Raw genomic sequence first — 25175 nt, forward strand, 5'->3', positions numbered from 1 at the left:
GTTGGAGTTTTTAAAAAAGTTTTATATGGCGGAGGGGCAAGGACGATGAGTGTGCTAATTGGGTTTTTTCGTCAAGTGAGGGATTTATTTCGCGGTGATGAGTTTCTTGTCGGAAGTAGGGTTGGGATTGTTTTGTTGGTGTTTTTTTCTGTTTTCTACTTTGTTGATACTTTGACCGATAGAAAAATTGAAGGGGAGGTGAATAGCTTTTCTGGTGTTTTGTATTATGTCAGCCCAGGGTCTACGGTGGGTAGTACCGTGGTTTTTAGGAGTGATGGATATCGAAAATTATATGCGGATCCTAGATATGTAAGTGCTGTTGGGCTGAAGAACTACAAAGGGAGGGAGTTGGTTTTTAATTCCATTGGTAGGACATTGTATTCCTGTACGTATAAGGGGCGAGAGGTTTGTGGTTCGAAGTGCTCTGGTTTGACTGACTGTCAAAATAGGAAGGCTTCAGCTTTGGGAACGGTCTGGATGCTGTCTGTTTTGACGATTTTTACAGTTTCTTCGTTTTTAATTTTTAAAATAAGAAGTAGAGAGTGCAGTGGTGCCTAAATTTTTCTCTGCTGCAGGCTTGGTCGGCAGAGTGTTAATTAGGTTTGCGTCAAAAGAATAGTGCGCAGTCGTCGTTGACCTTTTCAAAGATTTCAGCATAGAAAATTATCGGAGCCTACATGAGACATGTGTAGTGAGATGATTCTATTGGGCTTATGTGGCTTGGGTAAGAGATTTTTTGCTTCAGGGTTTTTTCTTGGGTTTTTGGGGGATATATGTGGATTAGAGCTTTTTGGGGGTATTTAAGGCGTTTTGGCCTTAATTCTTTTCTTGTTGCTGGATGTGTGTTGTTGCTTCTTTCTTTTTTGTTTTTTTGGATTTGGCTTTTTGAAGAGGATAAAAAATTCAATTCCTCGACGAGTTTTCGAAAAGAAGTCGGTAGATTGATTTATGTAGAGCCTGGTAGGGGAAGTTTGGATAAATTGCTGATTTTGAAAGATGACGATGGGGGTTATAAGAAATTGTATGCTTATTCGGTATATGTTGATGCGCTGTCTTTAAGGTCTGGTCCATATAAAGGAGAGGAGTTTGATTTTGTTCTTGATGAGGATCGAATAGTTAGCTGTAGTCGCAATGGAGAGTTTTTGTGCAAGCCTAAATGTCTATATGTAAATGAGTGTCGAGAGCGACTTTTGAAGTTATATGGTGATGGATGGGTTCCATCGGCTTTTGCTTTTTTGTTCTCGATGATGCTTTTGGGGACTCATGTTTTATACGAAAGAAGAAAGCATTAATACTAATACGGGCTTGCGTCTGACAGAAATGGTTTGGACTGAATAGGAATGGCTAAGAAGTTTTGAAAGTGAAGGTTTTTTAGTTTTCAGTTTGGAAAGGTAGTGTGAGAATTATGGGGGGTTATTTCTAGATATCCTTTAATTTTTTAACTGGTATTTATTCTGGGGATAATTTGTGAGAAGGACTGTTCAAGGAGCGTCATTTTTTCTGCATGTGGGGCTCGGTGCTGCTATGAGGGGTTAAGAAATAGTGATTTTTATATTTTTCTGAGCTGCCTTCAGGGGGTGTGGGATGGCTATGTTATCTAGGGTTGGTCTTGAGGTTGTAAAGTTATTTCAGGGAAATGAATTTCTTGTGGGGGCTAGAGTTTTCTTGATTTTCTCTTTTGTGTTTTTCTTGTTCGAAATTCATGAGGTCTTCCAGTCTATAGATATTTCTGGAGAGTTCAGGGAAGAGGTGGGGGTTCTCTATTATGTTGATCGTGGTGGTGTGGCTGGAAAAATTTTTGTTGTAGCTAAGAATGGAGGTTATAGAAGTTACTTTGCATCAAAAGCATATGTAGATTTGTCTGGATTTGATTTTGATTTATATAGGGGGAAGGAAATGCATTTTCGCTTGGACCGTGGACGGATTGTCAGTTGCTTTCATTCAGGCAAGGAGGTGTGTAGGCCTAAATGTAATAGTGTGATGGAGTGTAGATTGCGTGCCGGATATACCGGTTTTGGAAGGTTTTTCTCCATTCTTTTTATCGGTCTAGCTGCGCTTGCTTATGTATTCTATAGAATTGGGTTTGGGAGGAAGTTAGATGTCTAATATTTCGTCTGTGTCGAGCTTGGCGGGAGGGCTTGCTAAGCATTTGGCTAATCAGTTTTCAGGGGCTGGTGGTTCGGCTAACTCAGCAAAAGATGCTCATCTCGTGATTAAGGATTATAAGAAGTCTGGAGAGCTTGATAAAATTTCAGCCGTTTCGGCTGGTGCGTCAGCAGCCTCGGCCGCGTTATCGTTTTCTCCTTTAGCGAAGTCGGCTGTTGCGGCGTCGGCATTATCAAGTGCTTTGTCTGTTTATAATGATGTAAAGCGTGATGGGGTGGCTTCCGATCGGTCCCTGGTTTCCGCCTTGGGGTCTTTGGCTAGTGCTGCAGCACTTGTAGCCTCAGGACCTGCAGCCGCTGCTTTATTTGTTGCTGCTGCTATCGGGTTAGGAATTTATGCTCTTTCTCTTGATGGTGATGATCGCCAAGTGGCACAGGCGGTTTCGGATTTGTTTGACGCCATTGCGGGGCTACAGAAGAAGTATAGCAATGAGGTTTCACCAAATGATTGGGATAAAATGGTCTCCTCCCGACCTCTTTGGACTTGGGAGGATATTCAGAGGGGATATATAGATGGAGGAAAGTCCTGCCTTCCCATTCTGATTACAGAGTTGCAGAAGGATTTTAAAGACTCTGAGCAGAATGCCTCCCCCTTGATCCTTGACCTCGATGGGGATGGTGTTGAGACCATTGGTAAGGATGCTGGCATTCATTTCGACCATGATGGCAACGGCTTTGCCGAACTGAGCGGCTGGGTTGGCAAGGATGATGGCCTGCTGGTGCTCGATCGAAATGGCAATGGCGAGATCGACGACGGGAGTGAACTGTTCGGCAATAACACGGATCTCGCCGATGGCGGAAAGGCAACCAATGGTTTCCTGGCCCTCGCGGACCTAGACAGCAATGGAGATGGCTGGATCGACGCCAGTGACGAAGCCTTTTCTCAACTGAGAGTCTGGAAGGATAGCAACAGTAATGGAAAGGTGGATGAAGGAGAATTATTGACGCTGGAGGATGCGGGCGTTGGGAAACTGTCGACCGGGTTCTCCAATCAGAACAAGGTGGATGAACATGGCAACAAGATTCTCCAGCAGGGTGGCTATGTCGATCTGAATGGCAATACCCAGGCGATGGACGACGTCTGGTTCACTTTCGATAGTGCAAACACTCAAGATAAAAATAAGCTGGATCTGGGGGCGGACTTTTCAGGTTTACCCAATGTTGCCGGTTTCGGGAATGTCTCTGATTTGAATCAGGCTCTTTCCAGGGACTCCACTGGCAAGCTCAAGGAGTTGCTCGACAAATATGTTGCGGAAAAGGATTTTTCTAGAAAATCGGAGATTCTCGATTCTTTGATTTATATGTGGGCGGGTGTTCAGGATGTCGACCCCAATGATCGTGGTGTTACCAAGTATAAGTTGGACGATGCCCGAAAGTTAGCAGCGCTAGAGCGTTTTCTTGGCGAGCAGTATGTGAACAAATGGCAGAGTGGAGGGCTGGGACCCAATGCCGCTGGTCTGCTGGCGCAAGCATACTCGAAACTCAAGGACTATGTTTCCACTCAGTTATTGGCTCAATCAAGCTTCAAACATCTTTATGAGCGTGTGAGCTTGTCCTTTGACGAGGCTAGTGGCCAGTTCAAACTGGATGTTTCACTTCTGCTTGATGCGTTGAAAGCTGAATATCAGAAAAATGAAGGCGATGGACTTAGATTTGTCGGGGAGTTTGCGAAGAATCTCAAGGAGTTGAAAACAGGTTTCGGGTTCCAGATATTTGAGGAGATACGCAAGTCTGGAGGCTCGCTTGGTGGGATCTTAGGTGTTGCTCTTGCGGCTCTAGGGGCGAATCTGGTTGTAGGAGGCTCTAATAACGGGCTCCTGAGTGGAACTGATACCGACGACCTGCTATTAGGTGTACCTGATAATGAGAGCCTGAGCGGTGGGCAGGGAAATGACACGCTGGTTGGCGGTGCAGGTAACGATTACCTTCATGGAGGTAATGGAAGTGATGTTTACTACTTCGAGCGAGGCTGGGGACAGGATCGTATCCACAACTATGATGGAAGTAACGACAAGATCGATGCCATCGAGTTTGGATCGGACATATCGTTTGAGGAAATCCAACTCAGCCGCAGTGGCAGTGACCTGATCTTAAGTTTGAAGGGCGGTGATGATCGGATCACCCTGATCAATTACCTCTTCAATGACGGCAACAACCAGTATCGCTTGGAAGAGATTCGTTTCGCAGATGGCACTACTTGGGATATCGAGCAGGTCAAAGCGCTGCTGCTACTGGGCGGAGAGAATAATGACACCCTCACCGGTTACGCCAGCAATGACCGCTTGAGTGGTGGTGCGGGTAATGACCGGCTCGATGCGGGTGCCGGCAATGACTGGCTTGAGGGGGGCTCCGGCAACGACAGCCTTTATGGTGGCGTCGGTAATGACACTCTGGTCGGTGGAGTCGGCAATGATTACCTGACGGGTGGCCAAGGCAGCGATGTATATCGCTTCGAACGCGGCTGGGGCCAGGATCGCATTGATAACTACGATAGAGGTACCGGCAAGACCGATGCCATCGAGTTCGGTCCGGACATCTCCGCCGATGACATTTTTGTGGGGCGTTGGGGCTCCGACCTGATCCTGAGGCTGAAAGGCAGCGACGATCGAATCACCATCAGCAACTACCTCCATGACGATGGCAAGGGCGGCTACTGCCTGGAGGAAATCCGGTTTGCCGATGGCACCGTTTGGGACGTCGAGCGTGTCAAAGCGCTGCTGCTACTGGGTGGAGAAGGCAATGACACCCTTACCGGTTACGCCAGTGATGATCGCTTGAGTGGTGGCGCCGGCAATGATCGGCTCGATGCGGGTGCCGGCAATGACTGGCTTGAGGGTGGGGTCGGTAATGACAGCTTATACGGTGATGCCGGTAATGACACCCTGATTGGCGGAGCCGGCAACGACTATCTCCGCGGGGGCGAGGGCAGCGATGTGTACCGCTTCGAGCGGGGGTGGGGACAGGATCGGATTGATAACTACAACAACATCAGCACGGGCAAGACCGATGCCATTGAGTTTGGTTCGGACATCGCCGCCGAAGATATCCAGCTGAGCCGAAAGGGCAGCAACCTGATCCTGAGCCTGAAGGACAGTAATGATCAGATTACTGTTGATAATTTCTTCCAAAACGATGGGGGAAATTATTATCGTCTGGAGGAGGTTCGCTTCGCTGATGGAACAGTCTGGAGCATGTTTGATGTCATGAAGTTATTGCTGCAGGGTGGTGATACGAATGACAGCATCAGGGGATATTTCTGGGACGACCAACTGAGTGGCGGTGCAGGCAACGACACGCTCTACGGCGAAGCAGGCAACGATTGGATCGACGGTGGTAGGGGCAATGACAGGCTCTACGGTGGTAATGGTAACGACACCCTGATCGGTGGCGTTGGCCATGATTATCTCAGCGGTGGCCATGGCAGTGACATATACCGCTTCGAGCGTGGCTGGGGCCAGGACCTCATTGACAATCATGATTCCAGCACGAACAAAACCGACGCCATCGAATTCGGGGTCGACATTTCTAGCGACGATATCCAGCTCAGCCGAAAGGGCAATGATCTAATCCTCAGTCTGAAAGGCAGTGACGACCGGATCACGATCAGTAATTATTTATACAAAGAAGGCAGTAGTTATTATCGCCTGGAGGAGGTTCATTTCGTTGATGGCACGGTCTGGGACATCGAACGGATAAAAGCTCTGTTACTGCAGGGTGGAGCAGGCAACGACACCCTTACCGGTTACGCCAGTGATGACCGCTTGAGCGGTGGAGCCGGCAATGATCGGCTCGATGCAGGTGCCGGCAATGACTGGCTAGAGGGGGGGATCGGTAACGACAGCCTCTATGGCGGCATCGGCAATGACACTCTGATCGGTGGAGCCGGTAACGACTACCTCGTCGGTGGTGAAGGCAGCGATGTGTACCGCTTCGAGCGAGGGTGGGGACAGGATCGGATTGATAACTACAACAACATCAGCACGGGCAAGACCGATGCCATTGAGTTTGGTTCGGACATCGCCGCCGAAGATATCCAGCTGAGCCGAAAGGGCAGCAACCTGATCCTGAGCCTGAAGGACAGTAATGATCAGATTACTGTTGATAATTTCTTCCAAAACGATGGGGGAAATTATTATCGTCTGGAGGAGGTTCGCTTCGCTGATGGAACAGTCTGGAGCATGTTTGATGTCATGAAGTTATTGCTGCAGGGTGGTGATACGAATGACAGCATCAGGGGATATTTCTGGGACGACCAACTGAGTGGCGGTGCAGGCAACGACACGCTCTACGGCGAAGCAGGCAACGATTGGATCGACGGTGGTAGGGGCAATGACAGGCTCTACGGTGGTAATGGTAACGACACCCTGATCGGTGGCGTTGGCCATGATTATCTCAGCGGTGGCCATGGCAGTGACATATACCGCTTCGAGCGTGGCTGGGGCCAGGACCTCATTGACAATCATGATTCCAGCACGAACAAAACCGACGCCATCGAATTCGGGGTCGACATTTCTAGCGACGATATCCAGCTCAGCCGAAAGGGCAATGATCTGATCCTCAGTTTGAAAGGCAGTGATGACCGGATCACGATCAGTAATTATTTATACAAAGAAGGTAGTAGTTATTATCGCCTGGAGGAGGTTCGTTTCGTTGATGGCACGGTCTGGGACATTGAACGGATAAAAGCTCTGTTACTGCAGGGTGGAGCAGGCAACGATACCCTTACCGGTTACGCCAGTGATGACCGCTTGAGTGGTGGAGCCGGCAATGATCGGCTCGATGCAGGTGCCGGCAATGACTGGCTCGAGGGGGGGGCCGGTAATGACAGTCTGTACGGTGATGCCGGTGATGACACCCTGGTAGGTGGCGCCGGCAACGACTACCTCGTCGGTGGTGAAGGTAGTGATGTGTACCGCTTCGAACGGGGTTGGGGCCAGGACACGGTGTCCAATTACGACAGGGGCGCCGACAGGACCGATGCTCTTGAGTTCGGCTTGGACATTGCCGCCGATGACATTCTTGTGAGCCGTTTGGGCTCTGACTTGATCCTGAGCCTGAAGGGCAGTAACGACCGGATCACTCTCAGCAATTACCTCTCCAATGACGGCAATAGCCAGTATCGCCTGGAGGAGATTCGCTTCGCCGATGGCACCACCTGGGACATCGAGCGTATCAAGACTATGTTGCTACAAGGGGGCGAGGACAATGACATCCTTACCGGTTACGCCAGTGATGATCGCTTGAGTGGTGGCGCCGGCAATGATCGGCTCGATGCGGGGGCCGGCAATGACTGGCTTGAGGGTGGCATTGGTAACGACAGCCTCTATGGCGGCATCGGCAATGACACTCTGATCGGTGGCGCCGGCAACGACTACCTCGTCGGTGGTGAAGGTAGTGATGTGTACCGCTTCGAACGGGGTTGGGGCCAGGACACGGTGTCCAATTACGACAGGGGCGCCGACAGGACCGATGCTCTTGAGTTCGGCTTGGACATTGCCGCCGATGACATTCTTGTGAGCCGTTTGGGCTCTGACTTGATCCTGAGCCTGAAGGGCAGTAACGACCGGATCACTCTCAGCAATTACCTCTCCAATGACGGCAATAGCCAGTATCGCCTGGAGGAGATTCGCTTCGCCGATGGCACCACCTGGGACATCGAGCGTATCAAGACTATGTTGCTACAAGGGGGCGAGGACAATGACATCCTTACCGGTTACGCCAGTGATGATCGCTTGAGTGGTGGCGCCGGCAATGATCGGCTCGATGCGGGGGCCGGCAATGACTGGCTTGAGGGTGGCATTGGTAACGACAGCCTCTATGGCGGCATCGGCAATGACGCTCTGATCGGTGGCGCCGGCAACGACTACCTGACTGGCGGCCAAGGTAGCGATGTATACCGCTTCGAGCGGGGTTGGGGCCAGGACCGTATCGACAACTATGACACCAGCACGAACAAGACCGACGCCATCGAGTTCGGTGCGGACATTGGTGCCGATGATATCCAGCTGAGCCGCAGTGGCGATGACTTGATCCTGAGTCTGAAAGGCAGCGCCGACTGGATTACGGTCAGCAACTACTTCAACAAGGATGCAGCCGGTCATTATCGACTGGAGGAAATCCGTTTCGCCGACGGTGCGGTTTGGAATACTGATCAGGTCAAGTGGTTGGTCCAGCAGGCCACGGAGGGCGCGGACCGCCTGTATGGCTACGCCACGGCCGATACCCTGGGTGGTGGGGCCGGCAATGACACACTGTATGGCTATGGTGGTGACGACCATCTGGCTGGTGGGGCTGGCAATGATTACCTGAGTGGAGGCGCCGACAATGATCGCCTGTACGGCAATGAAGGCAATGACCAGCTCTACGGCGAGGCCGGCAACGATCACCTTTACGGTGAGGAGGGAAACGACATGCTCGATGGCGGAGCCGGTAATGACACTCTGGTGGGAGGAGCTGGTAATGACTACCTGACTGGCGGCCAAGGTAGCGATGTGTATCGCTTCGAGCGGGGTTGGGGCCAGGACCGTATCGACAACTATGACACCAGCACGAACAAGACCGACGCCATCGAGTTCGGTGCGGACATTGGTGCCGATGATATCCAGATGAGCCGCAGTGGCAATGACCTGATCCTGAGCCTGAAAGGTAGCGAGGATCGGATCACCCTTGGCAATTACTTCTACAGCAATGGCAACAGCAATTATCGCTTGGAGGAGATTCGTTTCTCCGACGGTACCATCTGGGGCATTGAACAGGTCAAATCGCTACTTCAAGGCGGATCGGCAAGCAGGAGCGAAAAGCCTCGCTCCTTGCCGAGCGAAACACCTGCGGTACAAGACGTCCCTCTGTCTTCACCGTCGCTGAGCGATGCCGTTGCCTCGCTGGAGGGCAAGACACAATACCTGATAGATAACATGGCCGCCTTCGGTGTACCGAATCCGGCAGAATCCGGTGCCGGACTCGATCAGCGGTACAGGCTCGAACTGGTGCTTGCTGCCGGCGGTTGATTGCTTCTCGTTGCGACAAGGCCTCTCGATGTGAATCGAGGGGCCATTCTTTTCAGGCCTTCAGAACAACTCCATCTGCCGATCGATCAGCCGCCCGAAGTCATCCCCGACGAAGGGCAGAATGGCGTCGGCCACCGGTTGCAGCTGGCGTGTCAGGTAGTGCTCGTAGTCGATGGGGGCGCTGCGGTTTTCCAGGGGCTCGGGGCCGGCCACGGTGATCAGGTAGCTGATCCAGCCGCCGTGCTGGTACTGCCGCGGGCGGCCCTGGCTCTGGTTGTAGTCGTCGGCGGCGCGGGCCGCGCGGACGTGGGGCGGGACGTTGCGTTCGTAGTCGTCCAGGCGCCGGCGCAGGCGCTTGCGGTAGACCAGCAGGTCGTCCAGCTCGCCGGCCAGGGTGCGGCGCACGTAGTCGCGCACGTAGTCCTGGTAGGGCTGGCGGCGGAAGATGCGTTCGTACAGCTCCTGCTGGAAGCGCTGGGCCAGCGGCGACCAGTCGGTGCGCACCGTCTCCAGGCCCTTGAAGACCATCTCCTCGCTGCCGTCGGCGCGGCGCACAAGGCCTGCGTAGCGTTTCTTGCTGCCTTCCTCGGCGCCGCGCACGGTGGGCATCAGGAAGCGCTGGTAGTGGGTTTCGTACTGCAGCTCCAGGGCGCTTTCCAGGCCGAATTCCTCGCGCAGGTGTTGCTTCCACCACTGGTTGACGTGCTGTACCAGGGCGCGGCCGATGCGCTCGGCGTCCGCTTCGGCGTGGGCGCCGCCGAGCCAGACGAAGGTGGAGTCGGTGTCGCCGTAGATCACCTGCTGGCCCTCGGCCTCGATCAGCTCGCGGGTGCGGCGCATGATCTGGTGCCCGCGCAGGGTGATGGAGGAGGCCAGGCGCGGATCGAAGAAGCGGCAGCCGCTGGAGCCGAGCACGCCGTAGAAGGCGTTCATGATGATCTTCAGCGCCTGGGACAGCGGCTTGTTGCCCTCGCGCTTGGCCGCCTCGCGGCCCTGCCACACGCGCTCGACGATGGCCGGCAGGCAGTGCCGGGTGCGCGAGAAGCGGGCGCCGCGGAAGCCTTCCACCGAGTGCTCGTCGTCCGGCTGGCCCAGGCCTTCCACCAGGCCCACCGGGTCGATCAGGAAGCTGCGGATGATCGACGGGTACAGGCTCTTGTAGTCCAGCACCAGCACCGATTCATACAGGCCCGGCCGCGAGTCCATGACGAAGCCGCCGGGGCTGGCTTCCGGCGGCTTGCCGCCCAGGTTGGGGGCGACGAAGCCCAGGCGGTGCATGGGCGGCAGGTACAGGTGGGTGAAGGCCGCCACCGAGCCGCCGCTGCGGTCGGCGGGCAGGCCGGTGACGCTGGCGCGTTCGAGCAGGAAGTGCAGCAGCTCGGTCCTGGCGAAGATGCGCGTGACCAGCTCGCAGTCCTTGAGGTTGTAGTGGGCCAGGGCCGGTTTGTCCTCGGCGAACTTGCGGTCGATCTCGGCCATGCGGTCGTAGGGGTTGTCGATCGCCTTGCCTTCGCCGAGCAGCGTCTGAGCCACGCTTTCCAGGCTGAAGGAGGGGAAGCTCCAGGTCGCCGAGCGCAGCGCCTCGATGCCGTCGATGATCAGCCGTCCGGCCGCCGCGGCGAAGTAGTGGTTGCTGCCGCTGCCGTGCTGGCGCCAGCCCATCTCGTCACCGCCGCGGCCCAGGCGCAGGGGGATCTTCAGGCGCTGGGCGTGGTCGCGCAGCACGCGCAGGTCGAACTGCACCAGGTTCCAGCCGATGATGGCGTCGGGGTCGTGCTCGGCCAGCCACTGGTTGAGGCTTTCCAGCAGTTCGCCGCGGCTGTCGCGGTAGGCCAGGTCGAAGTCCAGCCAGCTGGCGTCGCCGTTGGCCGGGCCGAGCATGTACACCTGGCGCTGGCCGCAGCCCTCCAGGGCGATGGAGTAGAGGTTGCCGTGGATGTCGGTCTCGATGTCCAGGGACACCAGCTTCAGCTGCGGCCGGTAGTCCGGCGCCGGCTTGAGCACGGCCTCGCACAGCACGCCGTCGGCGTCGGGCTCGCCGTCGAAGGTCACCGGCGCGGTGATGAAGCGCTCCATCAGGTAGCGCTCCGGCGGGCGGATGTCGGCTTCCAGCAACTCGATGCCGGCGCCGCGCAGGCGCTTGTCCAGGTCCATCAGCTGGCGGTGCTGGCGGCTGTACAGGCCAAGCACCGGGCGCTGCTCGAAATCGCGCAGCTGCAGCGGGCGCAGCTCCACGCCGGCCTCGCCCTGCAACAGGCGCTGCGCCGCCTCGCGCTGGGCGGCGGGCAGGAAGGCCACCGAGGTCTGCAGCGGCAGGCGCACCCGGCGCGGGCCGGCGTCGGTGGCCAGCCAGAACTCCACCTCGGTGCCGGCGGGCGTGTCGCGCCAATGCCGGGTGAGGACGAAGCCGTGTTGTGCTGCCACCGGGAACCCCTGGGAAGAATCTTTCAGGCGTTCATTCTACAGGTCCGGACCAAGCACCGTCGTAGGATGGGTTGAGCGAAGCGATACCCATCGCCATGGCCGCATGGGTTTCGCCGAGGCTCAACCCATCCTGCGAAGAGCCGCCCGGCGATTCTCTTTTGCACCGATCCTGTCCAGAATGGCGCCCCCTTTCGCCGCTTCCGCCCCGTCGCCATGAACGCCCAAGCCCTCGATGTCCTCCTGCAACACCTGCTGGCCGCGCTGGAAGCGCCGCCCGCCGAGGTCCGCCGCCTGTTCCACGGCCGCGGCCGGCGCTGGCCGGGGCTGGAGCACCTGACCGCCGACTGGCTGCAGGGCGTGCTGCTGGTGTCGCTGTTCCGCGAGCCGGAAGCCGCCGAACTGGCGGCGCTGGAGCGCCTGCTGCTGAGCCTCGGCGAGTCGCCGCAATGGCGCGCCAGCGGCGCCGAGGCCTTGCTGCTGCAGCACCGCTACCGTCCGGACAGCGCCATGCAGGCCCTGCTCGGCGAGGTGCCGGAGGAACGCGTGGTCAGCGAGAACGGCCTGCGCTACCTGCTGGACCTGGGGCGCAAGCAGAACAACGGGCTGTTCCTCGACATGCGCCTGGGCCGCCAGTGGGTGCAGGCCCGGGCCGCCGGGCAGCGGGTGCTCAACCTGTTCGCCTACACCTGCGGCTTCTCGGTGGCGGCCATCGCCGGCGGCGCCGAGCACGTGGTCAACCTGGACATGGCACGCGCCGCGCTCAGCCGCGGGCGCGACAACCACCGGCTGAACGGCCACGACCTGTCGCGGGTGGAGTTCCTCGGCCACGAGCTGTTCAAGTCCTGGGGCAAGGTGAAGAAGAGCGGCCCCTACGACCTGGTGATCATCGACCCGCCGTCGTTCCAGAAGGGCAGCTTCGCCCTCGGCAAGGACTACCCGCGCATCCTGCGTCGCCTGCCCGAGCTGCTGGCCCCCGGCGGCCGGGTGCTGGCCTGCGTCAACGATCCGTCCGTGACCCCGGCCTTCCTCATCGAGGGCATGGCGGCCGAGGCGCCGGAACTGGTCTTCGTCGAGCGGCTGGACAACCCGCCGGAGTTCGCCGACGTCGATGCGGACGCGGCGCTCAAGGCGCTGGTGTTCGCCCGTGCGGGCTGAGCCCCGCCCCCGGGCAACACCTGGCACACAATCTGCTCCGCATCGGCCATGGCACGGAAAACGCCGGTTTTCCGTCACCCCCTGGCCACGGAGCGAATCCCATGCGCTTTTCCTGCAACGGTTGCGGCAAATGCTGCCATGACCACCACGTACCCCTGACCCTCGACGAATCCCGCGACTGGGTGGCCGACGGCGGCAGCCTGATCGTCCTGCTGGAGGCGGTGCTGGACGATGGCGCCAGCCTGCCGGATGAGCAGCGCGAGCACGTGCTGCGGCGTTCGCTGCCGGTGCGCTGCGGCAGCACCCGGGCGCACCTGGCGATCACCTTTGCCGCCTTCAACCAGGGCGCCTGCCGCCACCTGGGCAGCGACATGCGCTGCGGCATCTACGAGCGGCGGCCGCTGGTGTGCCGCATCTACCCCATGGAGATCAACCCGCACATCCCCCTGCGCGCGGAGGCCAAGGACTGTCCGCCGCAGGTCTGGGAAGAGGGCCCCGAGCTGATCGTCGGCGGCCGCCTGGTGGACACCGAGCTGGCGGCGCTGATCGAGCGTTCGCGCCAGGCCGACCGCGAGGAGATCGCCGCCAAGGCGGCCATCTGCGAACGCCTGGGCATCAGCGTCTCGGCGCTCAAGGGCGACGGCTTCACCGCCTACCTGCCGCAGCGCAAGGCCTTCCTCGCGGCCCTGGACGCGGTGCGCGCGCAGGCGCCGGCCAGTTCCGCGGCGGACTGGCAGCTGCACGTCTCCACCGACGACCTGGCCCGCCAACTGGCGGAAACCGGGGCGATGATCGCCGCGCTGCTGGCCGACGACTGCGCCTTCATTCCCCTGCGCGCGGCCTGATGGGGGAGGGGCTGGCCGGGTATTAGTCGCTTCGGAATAATGACGCCGAAAATTAGCCGTTACGGATAATATATGCGGCGTTTTTCCGCTAGAACTGAAGAGAAGGCTGACTCCGATCAGCCTTCATCTGAAGGTTTGCCTGTCAGATAGCCGGCCACCACCAGGGGATTGCTGTGAAGAATTGGACGCTCCGCCGACGTATCCTGGCCAGCTTCGCGGTCGTGATCGCGATCATGTTGCTGATGGTGGTGGTTTCCTACATCACCCTGCTCACCGTCGAGCGCGATTCGCGCCGCGTCAGCTCCGACGCCATGCCGGGCACCTATGCCCTGACCACGGTGCGTTCGTCCTGGACCGACACCATGCTGCGCACCCAGGCGCTGGTCGGCCTGGGCGACGGCAAGCCGCTGGATGCCGCCGGCCGCCAGGGCTTCCGCGAGCTGCACGAGACCCTGCAGCAGCGCATCGCCGCCTATGAATCCACCGTGCACGAGTCGTCCGACCGTGAGCTGCTGAACCGCTACAAGCAGCAGGCGGTGGACTTCCACGGGCAGCTGGAGCAACTGCTGGACCTCTACGACAAGGATCACGAGGCCGCCCGCCGCGCCCTGCTGAATGAACTGCTGCCGGCCTGGGAGAAGGGCCGGCAGACGCTCAACGAGCTGATCTCGCTGAACAAGCAGATCGCCGATTCCGCTGCCATCGGCATCGTCCACCAGGTCGAGGTGGCCGAGGTCACCATGCTGGTCTCGCTGCTGCTGGCGATCTTCGCCGCCGGCGTCCTCGGCCTGCTGCTGATGCGCGCCATCACCGGCCCGGTGGAGCAGGTGGTGAAGACCCTCCAGACCATGAGCGGCGGCGACCTCACCGCGCGCCTGGCGCTGGCGCGCAACGACGAGTTCGGGGTGATCGAGAGCGGCTTCAACGGCATGGCCGAGGAACTCAAGGCCCTGGTGGCGCAGGCGCAGCGCTCGGCCATCCAGGTCACCACCTCGGTCACCGAGATCGCCGCCACCTCCAAGCAGCAGCAGGCCACCGCCACCGAGACCGCGGCCACCACCACCGAGATCGGCGCCACCTCGCGGGAGATCGCCGCCACCTCGCGGGACCTGGTGCGCACCATGACCGAGGTGTCCAGCGCCGCCGAGCAGACCTCCACCCTGGCCGGCTCCGGCCAGCTGGGCCTGGCCCGCATGGAAGAGACCATGCACCAGGTGATGGGCGCCGCCGAGCTGGTCAACGCCAAGCTTGCGATCCTCAACGAGCGCGCCGGCAACATCAACCAGGTGGTCACCACCATCGTCAAGGTCGCCGACCAGACCAACCTGCTGTCGCTCAACGCCGCCATCGAGGCGGAGAAGGCCGGCGAGTACGGCCGCGGCTTCGCCGTGGTGGCCACCGAGGTGCGCCGCCTGGCCGACCAGACCGCGGTGGCCACCTACGACATCGAGCAGATGGTCCGCGAGATCCAGTCGGCGGTGTCCGCCGGGGTGATGGGCATGGACAAGTTCTCCGAGGAAGTGCGCCGCGGCATCGCCGAGGTCGGCCAGGTCGGCGAGCAACTGTCGCAGATCATCCAGCAGGTACAGGCCCTGGCGCCGCGGGTGCAGATGGTCAACGAAGGCATGCAGGCGCAGGCCACCGGCGCCGAGCAGATCAACCAGGCCCTGGTGCAACTGGGCGAGGCAACCGGGCAGACCGTGGAGTCGCTGCGCCAGGCCGGTTTCGCCATCGACGAGCTGAACCTTGTGGCCAATGGACTGCGCAATGGCGTCTCCCGCTTCAAGGTCTGAGGCCGGCGGGCGGCTCTACCTGCAGTTCCGCCTGGGCGCCGACCGCTATGCGCTGGACGTGCGCGAGATCGTCGAGATCCTGCCGCTGCAGCGCTTCAAGCAGGTGCCCGAGGCGCCGGCCTGGGTGGCCGGGCTGTTCGTCCACCGCGGCGAGCTGTTGCCGGTGCTCGACCTCAGCCAGATCGCCTGCGGCCGCCCGGCGCCGCGGCACACCAGCACGCGCCTGGTGCTGGTCGACTACCGCTTCGCCGGCAGCGGCCCGCAGCGGCGCCTGGGGCTGATCCTGGAACAGGCCAGCCAGACCTTGCGCCGCGACCCGGCGGCCTTCCGCGACTACGGCCTGGAGCGCGGCGAGGCCCGCTACCTGGGGCCGGTGCTGGAAGACGCCGAGGGCCTGCTGCAACGCGTGCAGGTGGACGAACTGCTGCCCGAGCACGTGCGCGAGCGGCTCCTGGCCGAAGGTGAACGGCCATGAGCGACGCCCGTTTCAGCCAGTTGCTCAAGGCACGCATCGGCCTGGATGCGGAGTCGGTGGGCGATGCGGTCATCGCCCGCGCCGTGCGCCAGTGCGCCAACCGCACCAGCGGCGGCGACCTGGAGGCCTACTGGCAGCGCCTGCAGGGCTCCACCGAGGAACAGCAGGCGCTGATCGAGGCGGTGATAGTCCCGGAGACCTGGTTCTTCCGCTACCCCGAATCCTTCGCCGCCCTCGGCCGCCTGGCCCTGCGCCGGCAACTGGAACTGGCCGGCGCGCGGCCGCTGCGCCTGCTCAGCCTGCCCTGTTCCACCGGCGAGGAGCCGTACTCCATCGCCATGGCCCTGCTCGACGCCGGGCTGCCGGAGGCGGCCTTCCAGATCGACGCCCTGGACGTCAGCCCGGCCTCGCTGGAGCGCGCGGCCCATGGCATGTACGGGCGCAATTCGTTCCGCGGCAGCGAACTGGGTTTCCGCGACCGCTACTTCCACGCCGAGGGGCCCGACTACCGGCTCGACGAACGGGTGCGCCGCCGCGTGCGCCTGCGCCGCGGCAACCTGCTGGCGCCCGGCCTGCTGGCCGAGGAATCGCCCTACGACTTCCTGTTCTGCCGCAACCTGCTGATCTATTTCGACCGCGACACCCAGGAACGCGCCGTGCAGGTGCTGCTGCGCCTGGTGCGCGAGGACGGCGCGCTGTTCATCGGCCCGGCCGAGGCCAGCCTGATGTCGCGCACGGGGCTGCGCGCGCTGGGCGTGCCGCAATCCTTCGCCTTCCTGCGCATGGCTGCGGAGCCCGAAGCGCCGGCGCCCAGGCCGCGCAGCGCCCCGCGCCCGCCGCCGGTGGCCGTGTCGCCACGCCCATCGCCACGGCGAACGCCGCCACCCGCGCCGGCCAGGCCGGTGCCGGCCGCGGTGCCGAGCGGCGCCGAACAGGGCCTGGCGGAAATCGCCCAACTGGCCAACCAGGGCCAGGCGGCCCAGGCCCGCGCCGCCTGCGAGGCCTACCTCGCCCAGCACGGCCCGGCGGCCCAGGCCTATTACTGGCTGGGCCTGCTGGCCGACGCCGAAGGGCAGGGCGAACAGGCCCAGGGCTACTACCGCAAGGCGTTGTACCTGCAGCCCGACCACCAGGAGAGCCTGCTGCAACTGGCCGCCCTGCTGGCCGCACGTGGCGACCTGGAAGGTGCGCGGCGCCTGCAGGAGCGCGCCGCGCGAGGAGTGAAGCGCGATGCCTGAGCAGCGCTACCACCTGCACCCCGAGGCGGCCGGCCAGGCCGTGGACGACTGCTGGAACCGCATCGGCATCCGCGGCGACAAGTCCTGCCCGCGGCTGGCCGAGCACATCCACTGCCGCAACTGCCCGGTCCATGCCAGCGCCGCCGTGCGCCTGCTGGACCGCTACGCCCTGGGCTCGGAGAGCGAGCATGTCGCCAGCGTCGGCGAGGAGGCGCCGCCGGGCGATGCCTACCTGCTGTTCCGCATCGGCGAGGAGTGGCTGGCCCTGCGCACCCTGGCGCTGACGGAGGTGGCGCCGAACTGCCCGGTGCATTCGCTGCCGCACCAGCGCTCGCCGGTCTTGCTGGGCGTGGCCAACGTCCATGGCACCCTCGTCGCCTGCCTGTCGCTGGCCGAACTGCTCGGCCTGGCGCCCTCCGCCCCGCGCGAGGACGAGGGGCGCCGCCGGCCGCGCATGCTGGTGCTGGCCACCGACAGCGGGCCGGTGCTGACGCCGGTGGACGAGGTGGACGGCATCCACCCGCTGGCGCCGGGCCAGGCGCGCGCCGCCGCGGCGGCCGGCAGCCGTTTCACCCATGACGTGCTGAAGTGGCGCGAGCGCAGCGTGCGCCTGCTCGACCACCAGGCCCTGCTGGCCGCCGCCGCCCGGAGCCTGGCATGACCCCCGAGCAGATGAAGGACGCCTCGCTGCTGGAGCTCTTCCGCCTGGAGGCCGAAGCCCAGGCCCAGGCCCTCGGCCAGGGCCTGCTGGCGCTGGAGCGCGAGCCGCGCCAGGCCACCCAGCTGGAAGCCTGCATGCGCGCCGCGCATTCGCTCAAGGGCGCCGCGCGCATCGTCGGCCTGGACGAAGGCGTGCAAGTGGCCCACGTCATGGAGGAATGCCTGGTGGCCGCCCAGGACGGCCGCCTGCTGCTGGGGGCGGAGCATATAGATGCCTTGCTGGCCGGCACCGACATCCTGCTGCACATCGCCGACGTCCAGCCCGAGCGGGCCACCGCGGCGCGCGCGGCGGTGCCGGACCTGGTGCTGCGCCTGCAGGGCCTGCTGGGCGGGGAGCCGGCGCAAGCCAAGGCGCCGCCCGCTCCCGCCGAAGCCGCGCCGCCGGTGCCGCAGCCGCCCGAGGCCGCCGAGCCGCCGCCCGAACCGGCCGCAGTCGCGAACCCGCGCAGCCCGGGCGAGGAGGGCACGGGGCGGGTGCTGCGCGTCACCGCCGAGCGCCTGAACCAGTTGCTCGACCTGTCCAGCAAGGCCCTGGTCGATTCCCAGCGCCTGCAACCGCAGCTGGCCTCGATGCAGCGCCTGAAGCGCCTGCAGGCCACCGCCAGCCGCCTGCTCGACGGCGCCCGCGACGCCGCCGGCGCCACCCTCGACCCGCAGGCCCAGGCCTTCCTCGCCGATGCGCGGCGCCTGGTGGGCGAATGCCAGCAACTGCTGGGCGAACAGATGGCCGAGCTGGACGAATTCGCCTGGACCACCTCGCAGCGCGCCCAGACCCTCTACGACAGCGCCCTGGCTTGCCGCATGCGGCCCTTCGCCGACGTGCTCGGCGGCCAGGCGCGGATGGTCCGCGACCTCGGCCGCGAGCTGGGCAAGCCGGTGCGCCTGGAGGTGGACGGGGTGTCCACCCAGGTGGACCGCGAGGTCCTGGAAAAACTCGAGGCGCCGCTGACGCACCTGTTGCGCAACGCCGTCGACCACGGCATCGAGATGCCGGACGCGCGGCGCCGGGCCGGCAAGCCGGAGCAGGGGCTGATCCGCCTGCTGGCGCGGCACCATGCCGGCATGCTGGTGCTGGACCTGCGCGACGACGGCGCCGGCGTCGACCTGCAGCGCCTGCGCGAAGGCATCGTGCGCCGCGGCCTGTCCACCGCGGACACCGCCGCGCGGATGTCCGAGGAAGAGCTGCTGGCCTTCCTCTTCCTGCCCGGCTTCAGCCTGCGCGAGCAGGTCACCGAGGTCTCCGGCCGCGGCGTCGGCCTGGACGCCGTGCAGCACATGGTGCGCCAGCTGCGCGGCGGCATCCGCATGGAGCAGGTGCAGGGCCAGGGCAGCCATTTCCACATCGAGGTGCCGCTGACCCTCTCGGTGGTGCGCAGCCTGGTGGTGGAGATCGGCGGCGAGGCCTACGCCTTCCCCCTGGCGCACATCGAGCGCATGCGCAGCCTGGCGGTGAAGGAGATCGTGCAGATCGAGGGCCGCCAGCAGTTCTGGCACGAGGGCCGGCACGTCGGCCTGGTGGCGGCGCACCAGCTGCTGCAGCGCCCGGAAGGCCGTGCGCCGGAAGGCGACATCCCGCTGGTGCTGATCCGCGAGCGCGACACCCTGTACGGCGTGGCGGTGGAGCGCTTCATCGGCGAGCGAACCCTGGTGGTGATGCCGCTGGACGCGCGCCTGGGCAAGGTCCGGGACGTGTCCGCCGGCGCCGTGCTGGACGATGGCACCCCGGTGCTGATCCTCGACGTCGAGGACATGCTGCGTTCGGTGGACAAGCTGCTGGCCAGCGGCCGCCTGGAACGCATCGACGCCGGCAACCGCCAGGGCGCGATGCTGCGCAAGCGCGTGCTGGTGGTGGATGACTCGCTGACGGTGCGCGAACTGGAGCGCAAGCTGCTGGCCGGCCGCGGCTACGACGTGGCGGTGGCGGTGGACGGCATGGACGGTTGGAACGCCCTGCGCTCGGAGCGTTTCGACCTGGTCATCACGGATATCGACATGCCCCGCATGGACGGTATAGAACTGGTCGGGTTGATCCGCCGCGACGCCCGCCTGCAGGCCCTGCCGGTCATGGTCGTGTCCTACAAGGACCGCGAGGAGGACCGCCGCCGCGGGCTCGATGCCGGCGCCGACTACTACCTGGCCAAGGCCAGTTTCCATGACGAGGCCCTGCTGGATGCGGTGGTCGATCTGATCGGAGGTGCGTAGGGTCGGCTCCCGTTTCGGCGCGGCCGCGACGGAGCCGCATTTTGCGCAGAGCAAGGCGCGAGGAGAGAGGTTTGGTTATTCCAAATGAACGACGAGTAACGCGGCGCTGCGCAAAATGCGGCCCGTCCCTTCGGGTTGCGCGGCAAATCACGCCATGCGTCGTTGCGGGACTTGCCAAGGGAGCGACCATTGCCTGCGTCCCGCGCCTAGCCTGGCGTGATTTGTCGCGGCAACGCGGCTCGCGCCGAAACGGGAGCCGACCCTAAGATGAGAATTGGCATCGTCAACGACATGCCGCTGGCCGTGGAAGCATTGCGCCGCGCATTGGCCTTCGAACCCTCGCACCGCGTGCTCTGGGTGGCCGGCAATGGCGCCGAGGCGGTGGAGATGTGCGCTGCGCAGACCCCCGACGTGGTGCTGATGGACCTGCTGATGCCGGTGATGGACGGCGTCGAGGCCACGCGGCGGATCATGGCCGCCTCGCCCTGCGCCATCATCGTGGTCACCGTGGACCTGGAGCAGAACCTCTCGCGGGTGTTCGAGGCCATGGGCTGCGGCGCGGTGGACGCGGTGAACACCCCGGCGCTGGGCGTCGGCGACTCCCTGGAGGCGGCCCGCCCGCTGCTGCGCAAGCTGCAGAACCTGGCCTGGCTGTCGGCCCCGGGCAATGCCCGGCCGCGCAGCGAGGTCGCCGTGCGCGACAACCCCGCCAAGGCCCGCCGCCTGGTGGCCGTGGGCGCCTCGGCCGGCGGCCCGGCGGCCCTGGCCGAACTGCTGGGCAAACTGCCGGCGAGCTTTTCCGCGGCCATGGTGGTGGTGCAGCACGTGGACGAAGTGTTCGCCGCCGGCATGGCCGAATGGCTGGCCAGCCAGGCCAGCATCCCGGTGCGCCTGGCGCGCAACGGCGAGGTGCCGCAGCCCGGCTGCGTGCTGCTGGCCGGCACCAACGACCACATCCGCCTGCAACGCAACGGCGAGCTGGCCTACACCGCCGAACCCTGCGGGCACATCTACCGGCCCTCGATCGACGTGTTCTTCGACAGCGTGGCCGACAACTGGGTGGGCCAGGCCACCGGCGTGCTGCTCACCGGCATGGGCCGCGACGGCGCCCAGGGCCTCAAGCACATGCGCGAGCGCGGCTTCCTGACGCTGGCCCAGGACCAGGCCAGCAGCGCAGTCTATGGCATGCCCAAGGCCGCCGCGGCGATCGGCGCCGCCACCGAGATCCGCGCCCTGGGCGATATCGCCCGGCGCCTGGGCGAACTGTACGGCTGACATTCCGGAGGGAGCGCCAGCGGCGCCAGAACGACGATGAATCCCAACCATAGCGAGAAGCCCTTGATCACCCCGGACGACACCGCGGTCATGGTCCTGCTGGTCGACGACCAGGCCATGATCGGCGAGGCCGTGCGCCGCGCCCTGGCCGACGACGGCAGCATCGACTTCCACTTCTGCTCCGACGCCACCCAGGCCATCGAGCAGGCCCTGCAGATCCGCCCGACGGTGATCCTCCAGGACCTGGTGATGCCCGACACCGACGGCCTCGACCTGGTGCGCCAGTACCGCCGCCACCCGCAGACGCGGGACATCCCGATCATCGTCCTGTCGACCAAGGAGGAGCCGCAGGTCAAGAGCGCCGCCTTCGCCGCCGGGGCCAACGACTACCTGGTCAAGCTGCCCGACGCCATCGAGCTGGTGGCGCGGGTGCGCTACCACTCGCGCTCCTACCTGGCCCTGCAGCAGCGCGACGAGGCCTACCGCGCCCTGCGCGAGAGCCAGCAGAAGCTGCTGGAGACCAACCTGGTGCTGCAGCGCCTGATGAACTCCGACGGCCTCACCGGGCTGTCCAACCGCCGGCACTTCGACGAGTACCTGGAAATGGAATGGCGCCGCGCCCTGCGCGAGCAGAGCCAGCTGTCGCTGCTGCTGATCGACGTCGACCACTTCAAGGCCTACAACGACACCTTCGGCCACGTCGCCGGCGACGAGGCGCTGCGCCGCGTCGCCGGCACCATCCGCGAGAGCTGCGCGCGTTCCTCCGACCTGCCGGCGCGCTACGGCGGCGAGGAGTTCGCCATCATCCTCCCGGGCACCTCGCCGGGCGGCGCGCGGCTGCTGGCGGAAAAGCTGCGGCTGACCGTGCAGGCCCTGGGCATCGCCCACGAGGAGCCGGATTCCGGCGCGGTGCTGACGGTCAGCGTCGGCGTGGCGACCCTCACCCCGGGGCAGGGCGAAAGCTGCCTGCGGCTGATCGAGCACGCCGACCGCGCGCTCTACAATGCCAAGCACGGCGGGCGCAACCAGGTCGGGGTGGACGGCGGCCCGACCGGCTGACGCATAGCCGCCCACGGGCGGCTTTCTCGGGTATACTTCCGGGTTTTTCCACGCCATTACCCGTGAGTGCTGACCGTCATGGAAATCAACCCGATCCTCAACAGCATCAAGGACCTCTCCGACCGCACCCAGTCCATTCGGGGGTATCTTTGACTACGATCTGAAGCATGATCGTCTGGTCGAAGTGAACCGCGAGCTGGAAGACCCGGCCGTCTGGAACAACCCCGAATACGCCCAGAACCTGGGCCGCGAGCGCGCCACCCTGGCGCAGATCGTCGAGACCCTCGACGAGCTGACCGGTGGCCTGGCCGACTCCAGCGACCTGCTGGACATGGCGGTCGAGGAAAACGACGAAGGCGCCGTCAACGACGTCGCGACCGAAGTCGAGCGCCTGCGCGAGATCCTCGAGAAGCTGGAATTCCGCCGCATGTTCAGCGGCGAGATGGACCCGAACAACGCCTACCTGGACATCCAGGCCGGCTCCGGCGGCACCGAGGCCCAGGACTGGGCCAACATGCTGCTGCGCATGTACCTGCGCTGGGCCGACAAGCACGGCTTCGATGCCGAGATCGTCGAACTGTCCGAGGGCGAGGTCGCCGGCATCAAGGGCGCCACCGTGCACATCAAGGGCGAGTACGCCTTCGGCTGGCTGCGCACCGAGATCGGCGTGCACCGCCTGGTGCGCAAGAGCCCGTTCGACTCCGGCAACCGCCGCCACACCTCGTTCACCGCGGTGTTCGTGTCGCCCGAGATCGACGACAACATCGAGATCGAGATCAACCCGGCGGACCTGCGCATCGACACCTATCGCTCCTCCGGCGCCGGCGGCCAGCACGTGAACACCACCGATTCGGCGGTGCGCATCACCCACGTGCCGACCAATACCGTGGTGGCGTGCCAGAACGAACGCTCCCAGCACGCCAACAGGGACACCGCCATGAAGATGCTGCGGGCCCGGTTGTACGAGCAGGAGATGCAGAAGCGCAACGCGGCGTCCCAGGCCCTGGAAGACAGCAAGTCGGACATCGGCTGGGGCCACCAGATCCGCTCCTACGTGCTCGACCAGTCGCGGATCAAGGACCTGCGCACCGGCGTCGAGCGTAGCGACTGCGACAAGGTGCTCGACGGCGACCTGGACGAGTACCTGGAAGCCAGCCTGAAACAGGGCCTCTGACCCGTCCCGCCTCGCGGGAACGGGACCGCCCGTTCCCGCCACAAACCCAAATTGAAGATACGCCAGGCAGATAGAACGACCATGAGCGACCAACAACTCGACCAGCACGAACTGCAGCAGGAAGAAAACAAGCTGATCGCCCAGCGCAAGGAAAAGCTTGCCGCCGTGCGCGAGGCCAAGGCCATCGCCTTCCCCAACGACTTCCGCCGCGACAGCTACTTCGCGGACCTGCAGAAACAGTACGCCGACAAGACCAAGGAAGAGCTGGAAGCCGCAGCCATCCCGGTCAAGGTCGCCGGTCGCATCATGCTCAACCGCGGTTCCTTCATCGTCCTGCAGGACAGCAGCGACCGCCTGCAGGTGTACGTCAACCGCAAGACCCTGCCCGAAGAGACCCTGGCCGAGATCAAGACCTGGGACCTGGGCGACATCATCGGCGCCGAAGGCGTGCTGGCCCGCTCCGGCAAGGGCGACCTGTACGTCGACATGCACGACGTGCGCCTGCTGACCAAGTCGCTGCGCCCGCTGCCGGACAAGCACCACGGCCTGACCGACACCGAGCAGCGCTACCGCCAGCGCTACGTCGACCTGATCGTCAACGAGGAAACCCGCCACACCTTCCGCGTGCGTTCCCAGGTGATCGCCCACATCCGCCGCTTCCTCAGCGACCGCGGTTTCCTCGAAGTGGAAACCCCGATGCTGCAGACCATCCCCGGCGGCGCCGCGGCCAAGCCCTTCGCCACCCACCACAACGCGCTGGACATGGCCATGTTCCTGCGCATCGCCCCGGAGCTGTACCTCAAGCGCCTGGTGGTCGGCGGCTTCGAGAAGGTCTTCGAGATCAACCGCAACTTCCGCAACGAAGGCGTCTCGACCCGGCACAACCCCGAGTTCACCATGCTCGAGTTCTACCAGGCCTACGCCGACTACGAAGACAACATGGACCTGACCGAGGAGCTGTTCCGCGAGCTGGCCCAGGCGGTGCTCGGCACCACCGACGTGCCCTACGGCGACAAGGTCTTCCACTTCGGCGAGCCGTTCGCCCGCCTGTCGGTGTTCGACGCCATCCTCAAGTACAACCCGGACATCACCGCGGCTGACCTGCAGGACGTCGACAAGGCCCGCGCGATCGCCAAGCAGGCCGGCGCCAAGGTCCTCGGCCACGAAGGCCTGGGCAAGCTGCAGGTGATGATTTTCGAGGAGCTGGTGGAGCACAAGCTGGAACAGCCGCACTTCATCACCCAGTACCCCTTCGAGGTCTCCCCGCTGGCCCGCCGCAACGACCAGGACCCGAGCGTCACCGACCGCTTCGAGCTGTTCATCGGCGGCCGCGAGATCGCCAACGCCTACTCCGAGCTGAACGACGCCGAGGACCAGGCCGAGCGCTTCATGCTGCAAGTCAAGGAGAAGGACGCCGGCGACGACGAGGCGATGCACTACGACGCCGACTTCATCAACGCCCTGGAATACGGCATGCCGCCCACCGCCGGCGAAGGCATCGGCATCGACCGCCTGGTGATGCTGCTGACCAACTCGCCGTCGATCCGCGACGTGATCCTGTTCCCGCACATGCGCCCGCAGGCGTAAGCGCTGGAGCAATAGAAGAAGCCGCCTTACAGGCTGTGTGAAAAACCGAGCGGCTC

Annotated in this window: 16 protein-coding genes; 15 read left to right on the forward strand and 1 reads right to left on the reverse strand. The window is 62.9% G+C overall.

Translation table 11 applies throughout. From position 1 onward, the window contains the following. Positions 1–45: 45 nt before the first annotated feature. The 4 genes from VV867_RS04645 to VV867_RS04660 all read left to right on the forward strand — a co-directional run bounded on the left by VV867_RS04645 (position 46) and on the right by VV867_RS04660 (position 9172). Positions 46–558 (forward strand): hypothetical protein, encoded by a 513-nt coding sequence (locus tag VV867_RS04645; RefSeq protein ID WP_328565733.1) that lies wholly within the window; start codon positions 46–48, stop codon positions 556–558. Positions 559–773: 215 nt separating this feature from the next. Continuing rightward, positions 774–1292, forward strand: a complete 519-nt coding sequence (locus VV867_RS04650) for a hypothetical protein (RefSeq protein ID WP_146219622.1) — start codon at positions 774–776, stop codon at positions 1290–1292. A gap of 292 nt (positions 1293–1584) precedes the next feature. After that, positions 1585–2106 carry a hypothetical protein gene (locus VV867_RS04655; protein WP_328565734.1) on the forward strand — a complete coding sequence of 174 codons (522 nt, stop codon included), beginning with the start codon at positions 1585–1587 and terminating at the stop codon, positions 2104–2106. Next, positions 2099–9172 carry a calcium-binding protein gene (locus VV867_RS04660; protein WP_328565735.1) on the forward strand — a complete coding sequence of 2358 codons (7074 nt, stop codon included), beginning with the start codon at positions 2099–2101 and terminating at the stop codon, positions 9170–9172. The genes VV867_RS04655 and VV867_RS04660 overlap by 8 nt, the downstream gene beginning before the upstream one ends. Positions 9173–9232: 60 nt before the next feature. Here VV867_RS04660 and VV867_RS04665 read toward each other — a convergent pair whose 3' ends face one another. Next, positions 9233–11596 carry a DNA polymerase II gene (locus tag VV867_RS04665; RefSeq protein WP_328565736.1) on the reverse strand — a complete coding sequence of 788 codons (2364 nt, stop codon included), beginning with the start codon at positions 11594–11596 and terminating at the stop codon, positions 9233–9235. A gap of 213 nt (positions 11597–11809) precedes the next feature. Here VV867_RS04665 and VV867_RS04670 point away from each other — a divergent pair, with 213 nt between their 5' ends. The 11 genes from VV867_RS04670 (at position 11810) to lysS (ending at position 25119) form a co-directional block, all read left to right on the forward strand. Further along, positions 11810–12751, forward strand: coding sequence for a class I SAM-dependent methyltransferase (locus VV867_RS04670; RefSeq protein ID WP_275628903.1), 942 nt, complete (start codon positions 11810–11812; stop codon positions 12749–12751). Positions 12752–12852: 101 nt separating this feature from the next. Next, positions 12853–13596 (forward strand): YkgJ family cysteine cluster protein, encoded by a 744-nt coding sequence (locus tag VV867_RS04675; protein ID WP_109935231.1) that lies wholly within the window; start codon positions 12853–12855, stop codon positions 13594–13596. A gap of 173 nt (positions 13597–13769) precedes the next feature. Then, positions 13770–15389, forward strand: a complete 1620-nt coding sequence (locus VV867_RS04680) for a methyl-accepting chemotaxis protein (protein WP_275628904.1) — start codon at positions 13770–13772, stop codon at positions 15387–15389. Continuing rightward, on the forward strand, positions 15364–15864 hold the full coding sequence (locus VV867_RS04685; protein ID WP_328565737.1) for a chemotaxis protein CheW: 501 nt from the start codon (positions 15364–15366) through the stop codon (positions 15862–15864). Before VV867_RS04680 ends, VV867_RS04685 begins: the two co-directional genes overlap by 26 nt. After that, positions 15861–17102, forward strand: a complete 1242-nt coding sequence (locus VV867_RS04690) for a CheR family methyltransferase (protein ID WP_328565738.1) — start codon at positions 15861–15863, stop codon at positions 17100–17102. The genes VV867_RS04685 and VV867_RS04690 overlap by 4 nt, the downstream gene beginning before the upstream one ends. Then, a complete protein-coding gene (locus VV867_RS04695; RefSeq protein ID WP_109935227.1) occupies positions 17095–17763 on the forward strand; it encodes a chemotaxis protein CheW in 669 nt (222 codons plus the stop codon). The genes VV867_RS04690 and VV867_RS04695 overlap by 8 nt, the downstream gene beginning before the upstream one ends. Continuing rightward, on the forward strand, positions 17760–20024 hold the full coding sequence (locus VV867_RS04700) for a hybrid sensor histidine kinase/response regulator (RefSeq protein ID WP_328565739.1): 2265 nt from the start codon (positions 17760–17762) through the stop codon (positions 20022–20024). The genes VV867_RS04695 and VV867_RS04700 overlap by 4 nt, the downstream gene beginning before the upstream one ends. 267 nt (positions 20025–20291) lie before the next feature. Then, positions 20292–21299 carry a chemotaxis response regulator protein-glutamate methylesterase gene (locus VV867_RS04705; RefSeq protein WP_109935225.1) on the forward strand — a complete coding sequence of 336 codons (1008 nt, stop codon included), beginning with the start codon at positions 20292–20294 and terminating at the stop codon, positions 21297–21299. A gap of 36 nt (positions 21300–21335) precedes the next feature. Next, positions 21336–22358 (forward strand): PleD family two-component system response regulator, encoded by a 1023-nt coding sequence (locus VV867_RS04710; RefSeq protein ID WP_328565740.1) that lies wholly within the window; start codon positions 21336–21338, stop codon positions 22356–22358. Positions 22359–22436: 78 nt separating this feature from the next. Further along, positions 22437–23532 (forward strand): peptide chain release factor 2 gene (gene prfB / locus VV867_RS04715; protein WP_109935223.1). Its coding sequence is split into 2 segments (ribosomal slippage): positions 22437–22508 and positions 22510–23532, totalling 1095 coding nucleotides; the frame shifts between segments, so codons are not numbered across the junction. Between the two features lie 81 nt (positions 23533–23613). Next, positions 23614–25119, forward strand: coding sequence for a lysine--tRNA ligase (gene lysS, locus VV867_RS04720; RefSeq protein WP_109935222.1), 1506 nt, complete (start codon positions 23614–23616; stop codon positions 25117–25119). Positions 25120–25175: the final 56 nt, after the last annotated feature.

Source organism: Pseudomonas sp. JH-2 (genome assembly GCF_036231725.1).
In the GTDB taxonomy this organism is placed as follows: Bacteria; Pseudomonadota; Gammaproteobacteria; order Pseudomonadales; family Pseudomonadaceae; genus Pseudomonas; species Pseudomonas delhiensis.

Coding starts and splice junctions, on each gene's coding strand:
- VV867_RS04645 (WP_328565733.1), top strand. CDS start 46: ATGAGTGTGCTAATTGGGTTTTTTCGTCAAGTGAGGGATTTATTTCGC.
- VV867_RS04650 (WP_146219622.1), top strand. CDS start 774: ATGTGGATTAGAGCTTTTTGGGGGTATTTAAGGCGTTTTGGCCTTAAT.
- VV867_RS04655 (WP_328565734.1), top strand. CDS start 1,585: ATGGCTATGTTATCTAGGGTTGGTCTTGAGGTTGTAAAGTTATTTCAG.
- VV867_RS04660 (WP_328565735.1), top strand. CDS start 2,099: ATGTCTAATATTTCGTCTGTGTCGAGCTTGGCGGGAGGGCTTGCTAAG.
- VV867_RS04670 (WP_275628903.1), top strand. CDS start 11,810: ATGAACGCCCAAGCCCTCGATGTCCTCCTGCAACACCTGCTGGCCGCG.
- VV867_RS04675 (WP_109935231.1), top strand. CDS start 12,853: ATGCGCTTTTCCTGCAACGGTTGCGGCAAATGCTGCCATGACCACCAC.
- VV867_RS04685 (WP_328565737.1), top strand. CDS start 15,364: ATGGCGTCTCCCGCTTCAAGGTCTGAGGCCGGCGGGCGGCTCTACCTG.
- VV867_RS04690 (WP_328565738.1), top strand. CDS start 15,861: ATGAGCGACGCCCGTTTCAGCCAGTTGCTCAAGGCACGCATCGGCCTG.
- VV867_RS04695 (WP_109935227.1), top strand. CDS start 17,095: ATGCCTGAGCAGCGCTACCACCTGCACCCCGAGGCGGCCGGCCAGGCC.
- VV867_RS04700 (WP_328565739.1), top strand. CDS start 17,760: ATGACCCCCGAGCAGATGAAGGACGCCTCGCTGCTGGAGCTCTTCCGC.
- VV867_RS04705 (WP_109935225.1), top strand. CDS start 20,292: ATGAGAATTGGCATCGTCAACGACATGCCGCTGGCCGTGGAAGCATTG.
- VV867_RS04710 (WP_328565740.1), top strand. CDS start 21,336: ATGAATCCCAACCATAGCGAGAAGCCCTTGATCACCCCGGACGACACC.
- lysS (WP_109935222.1), top strand. CDS start 23,614: ATGAGCGACCAACAACTCGACCAGCACGAACTGCAGCAGGAAGAAAAC.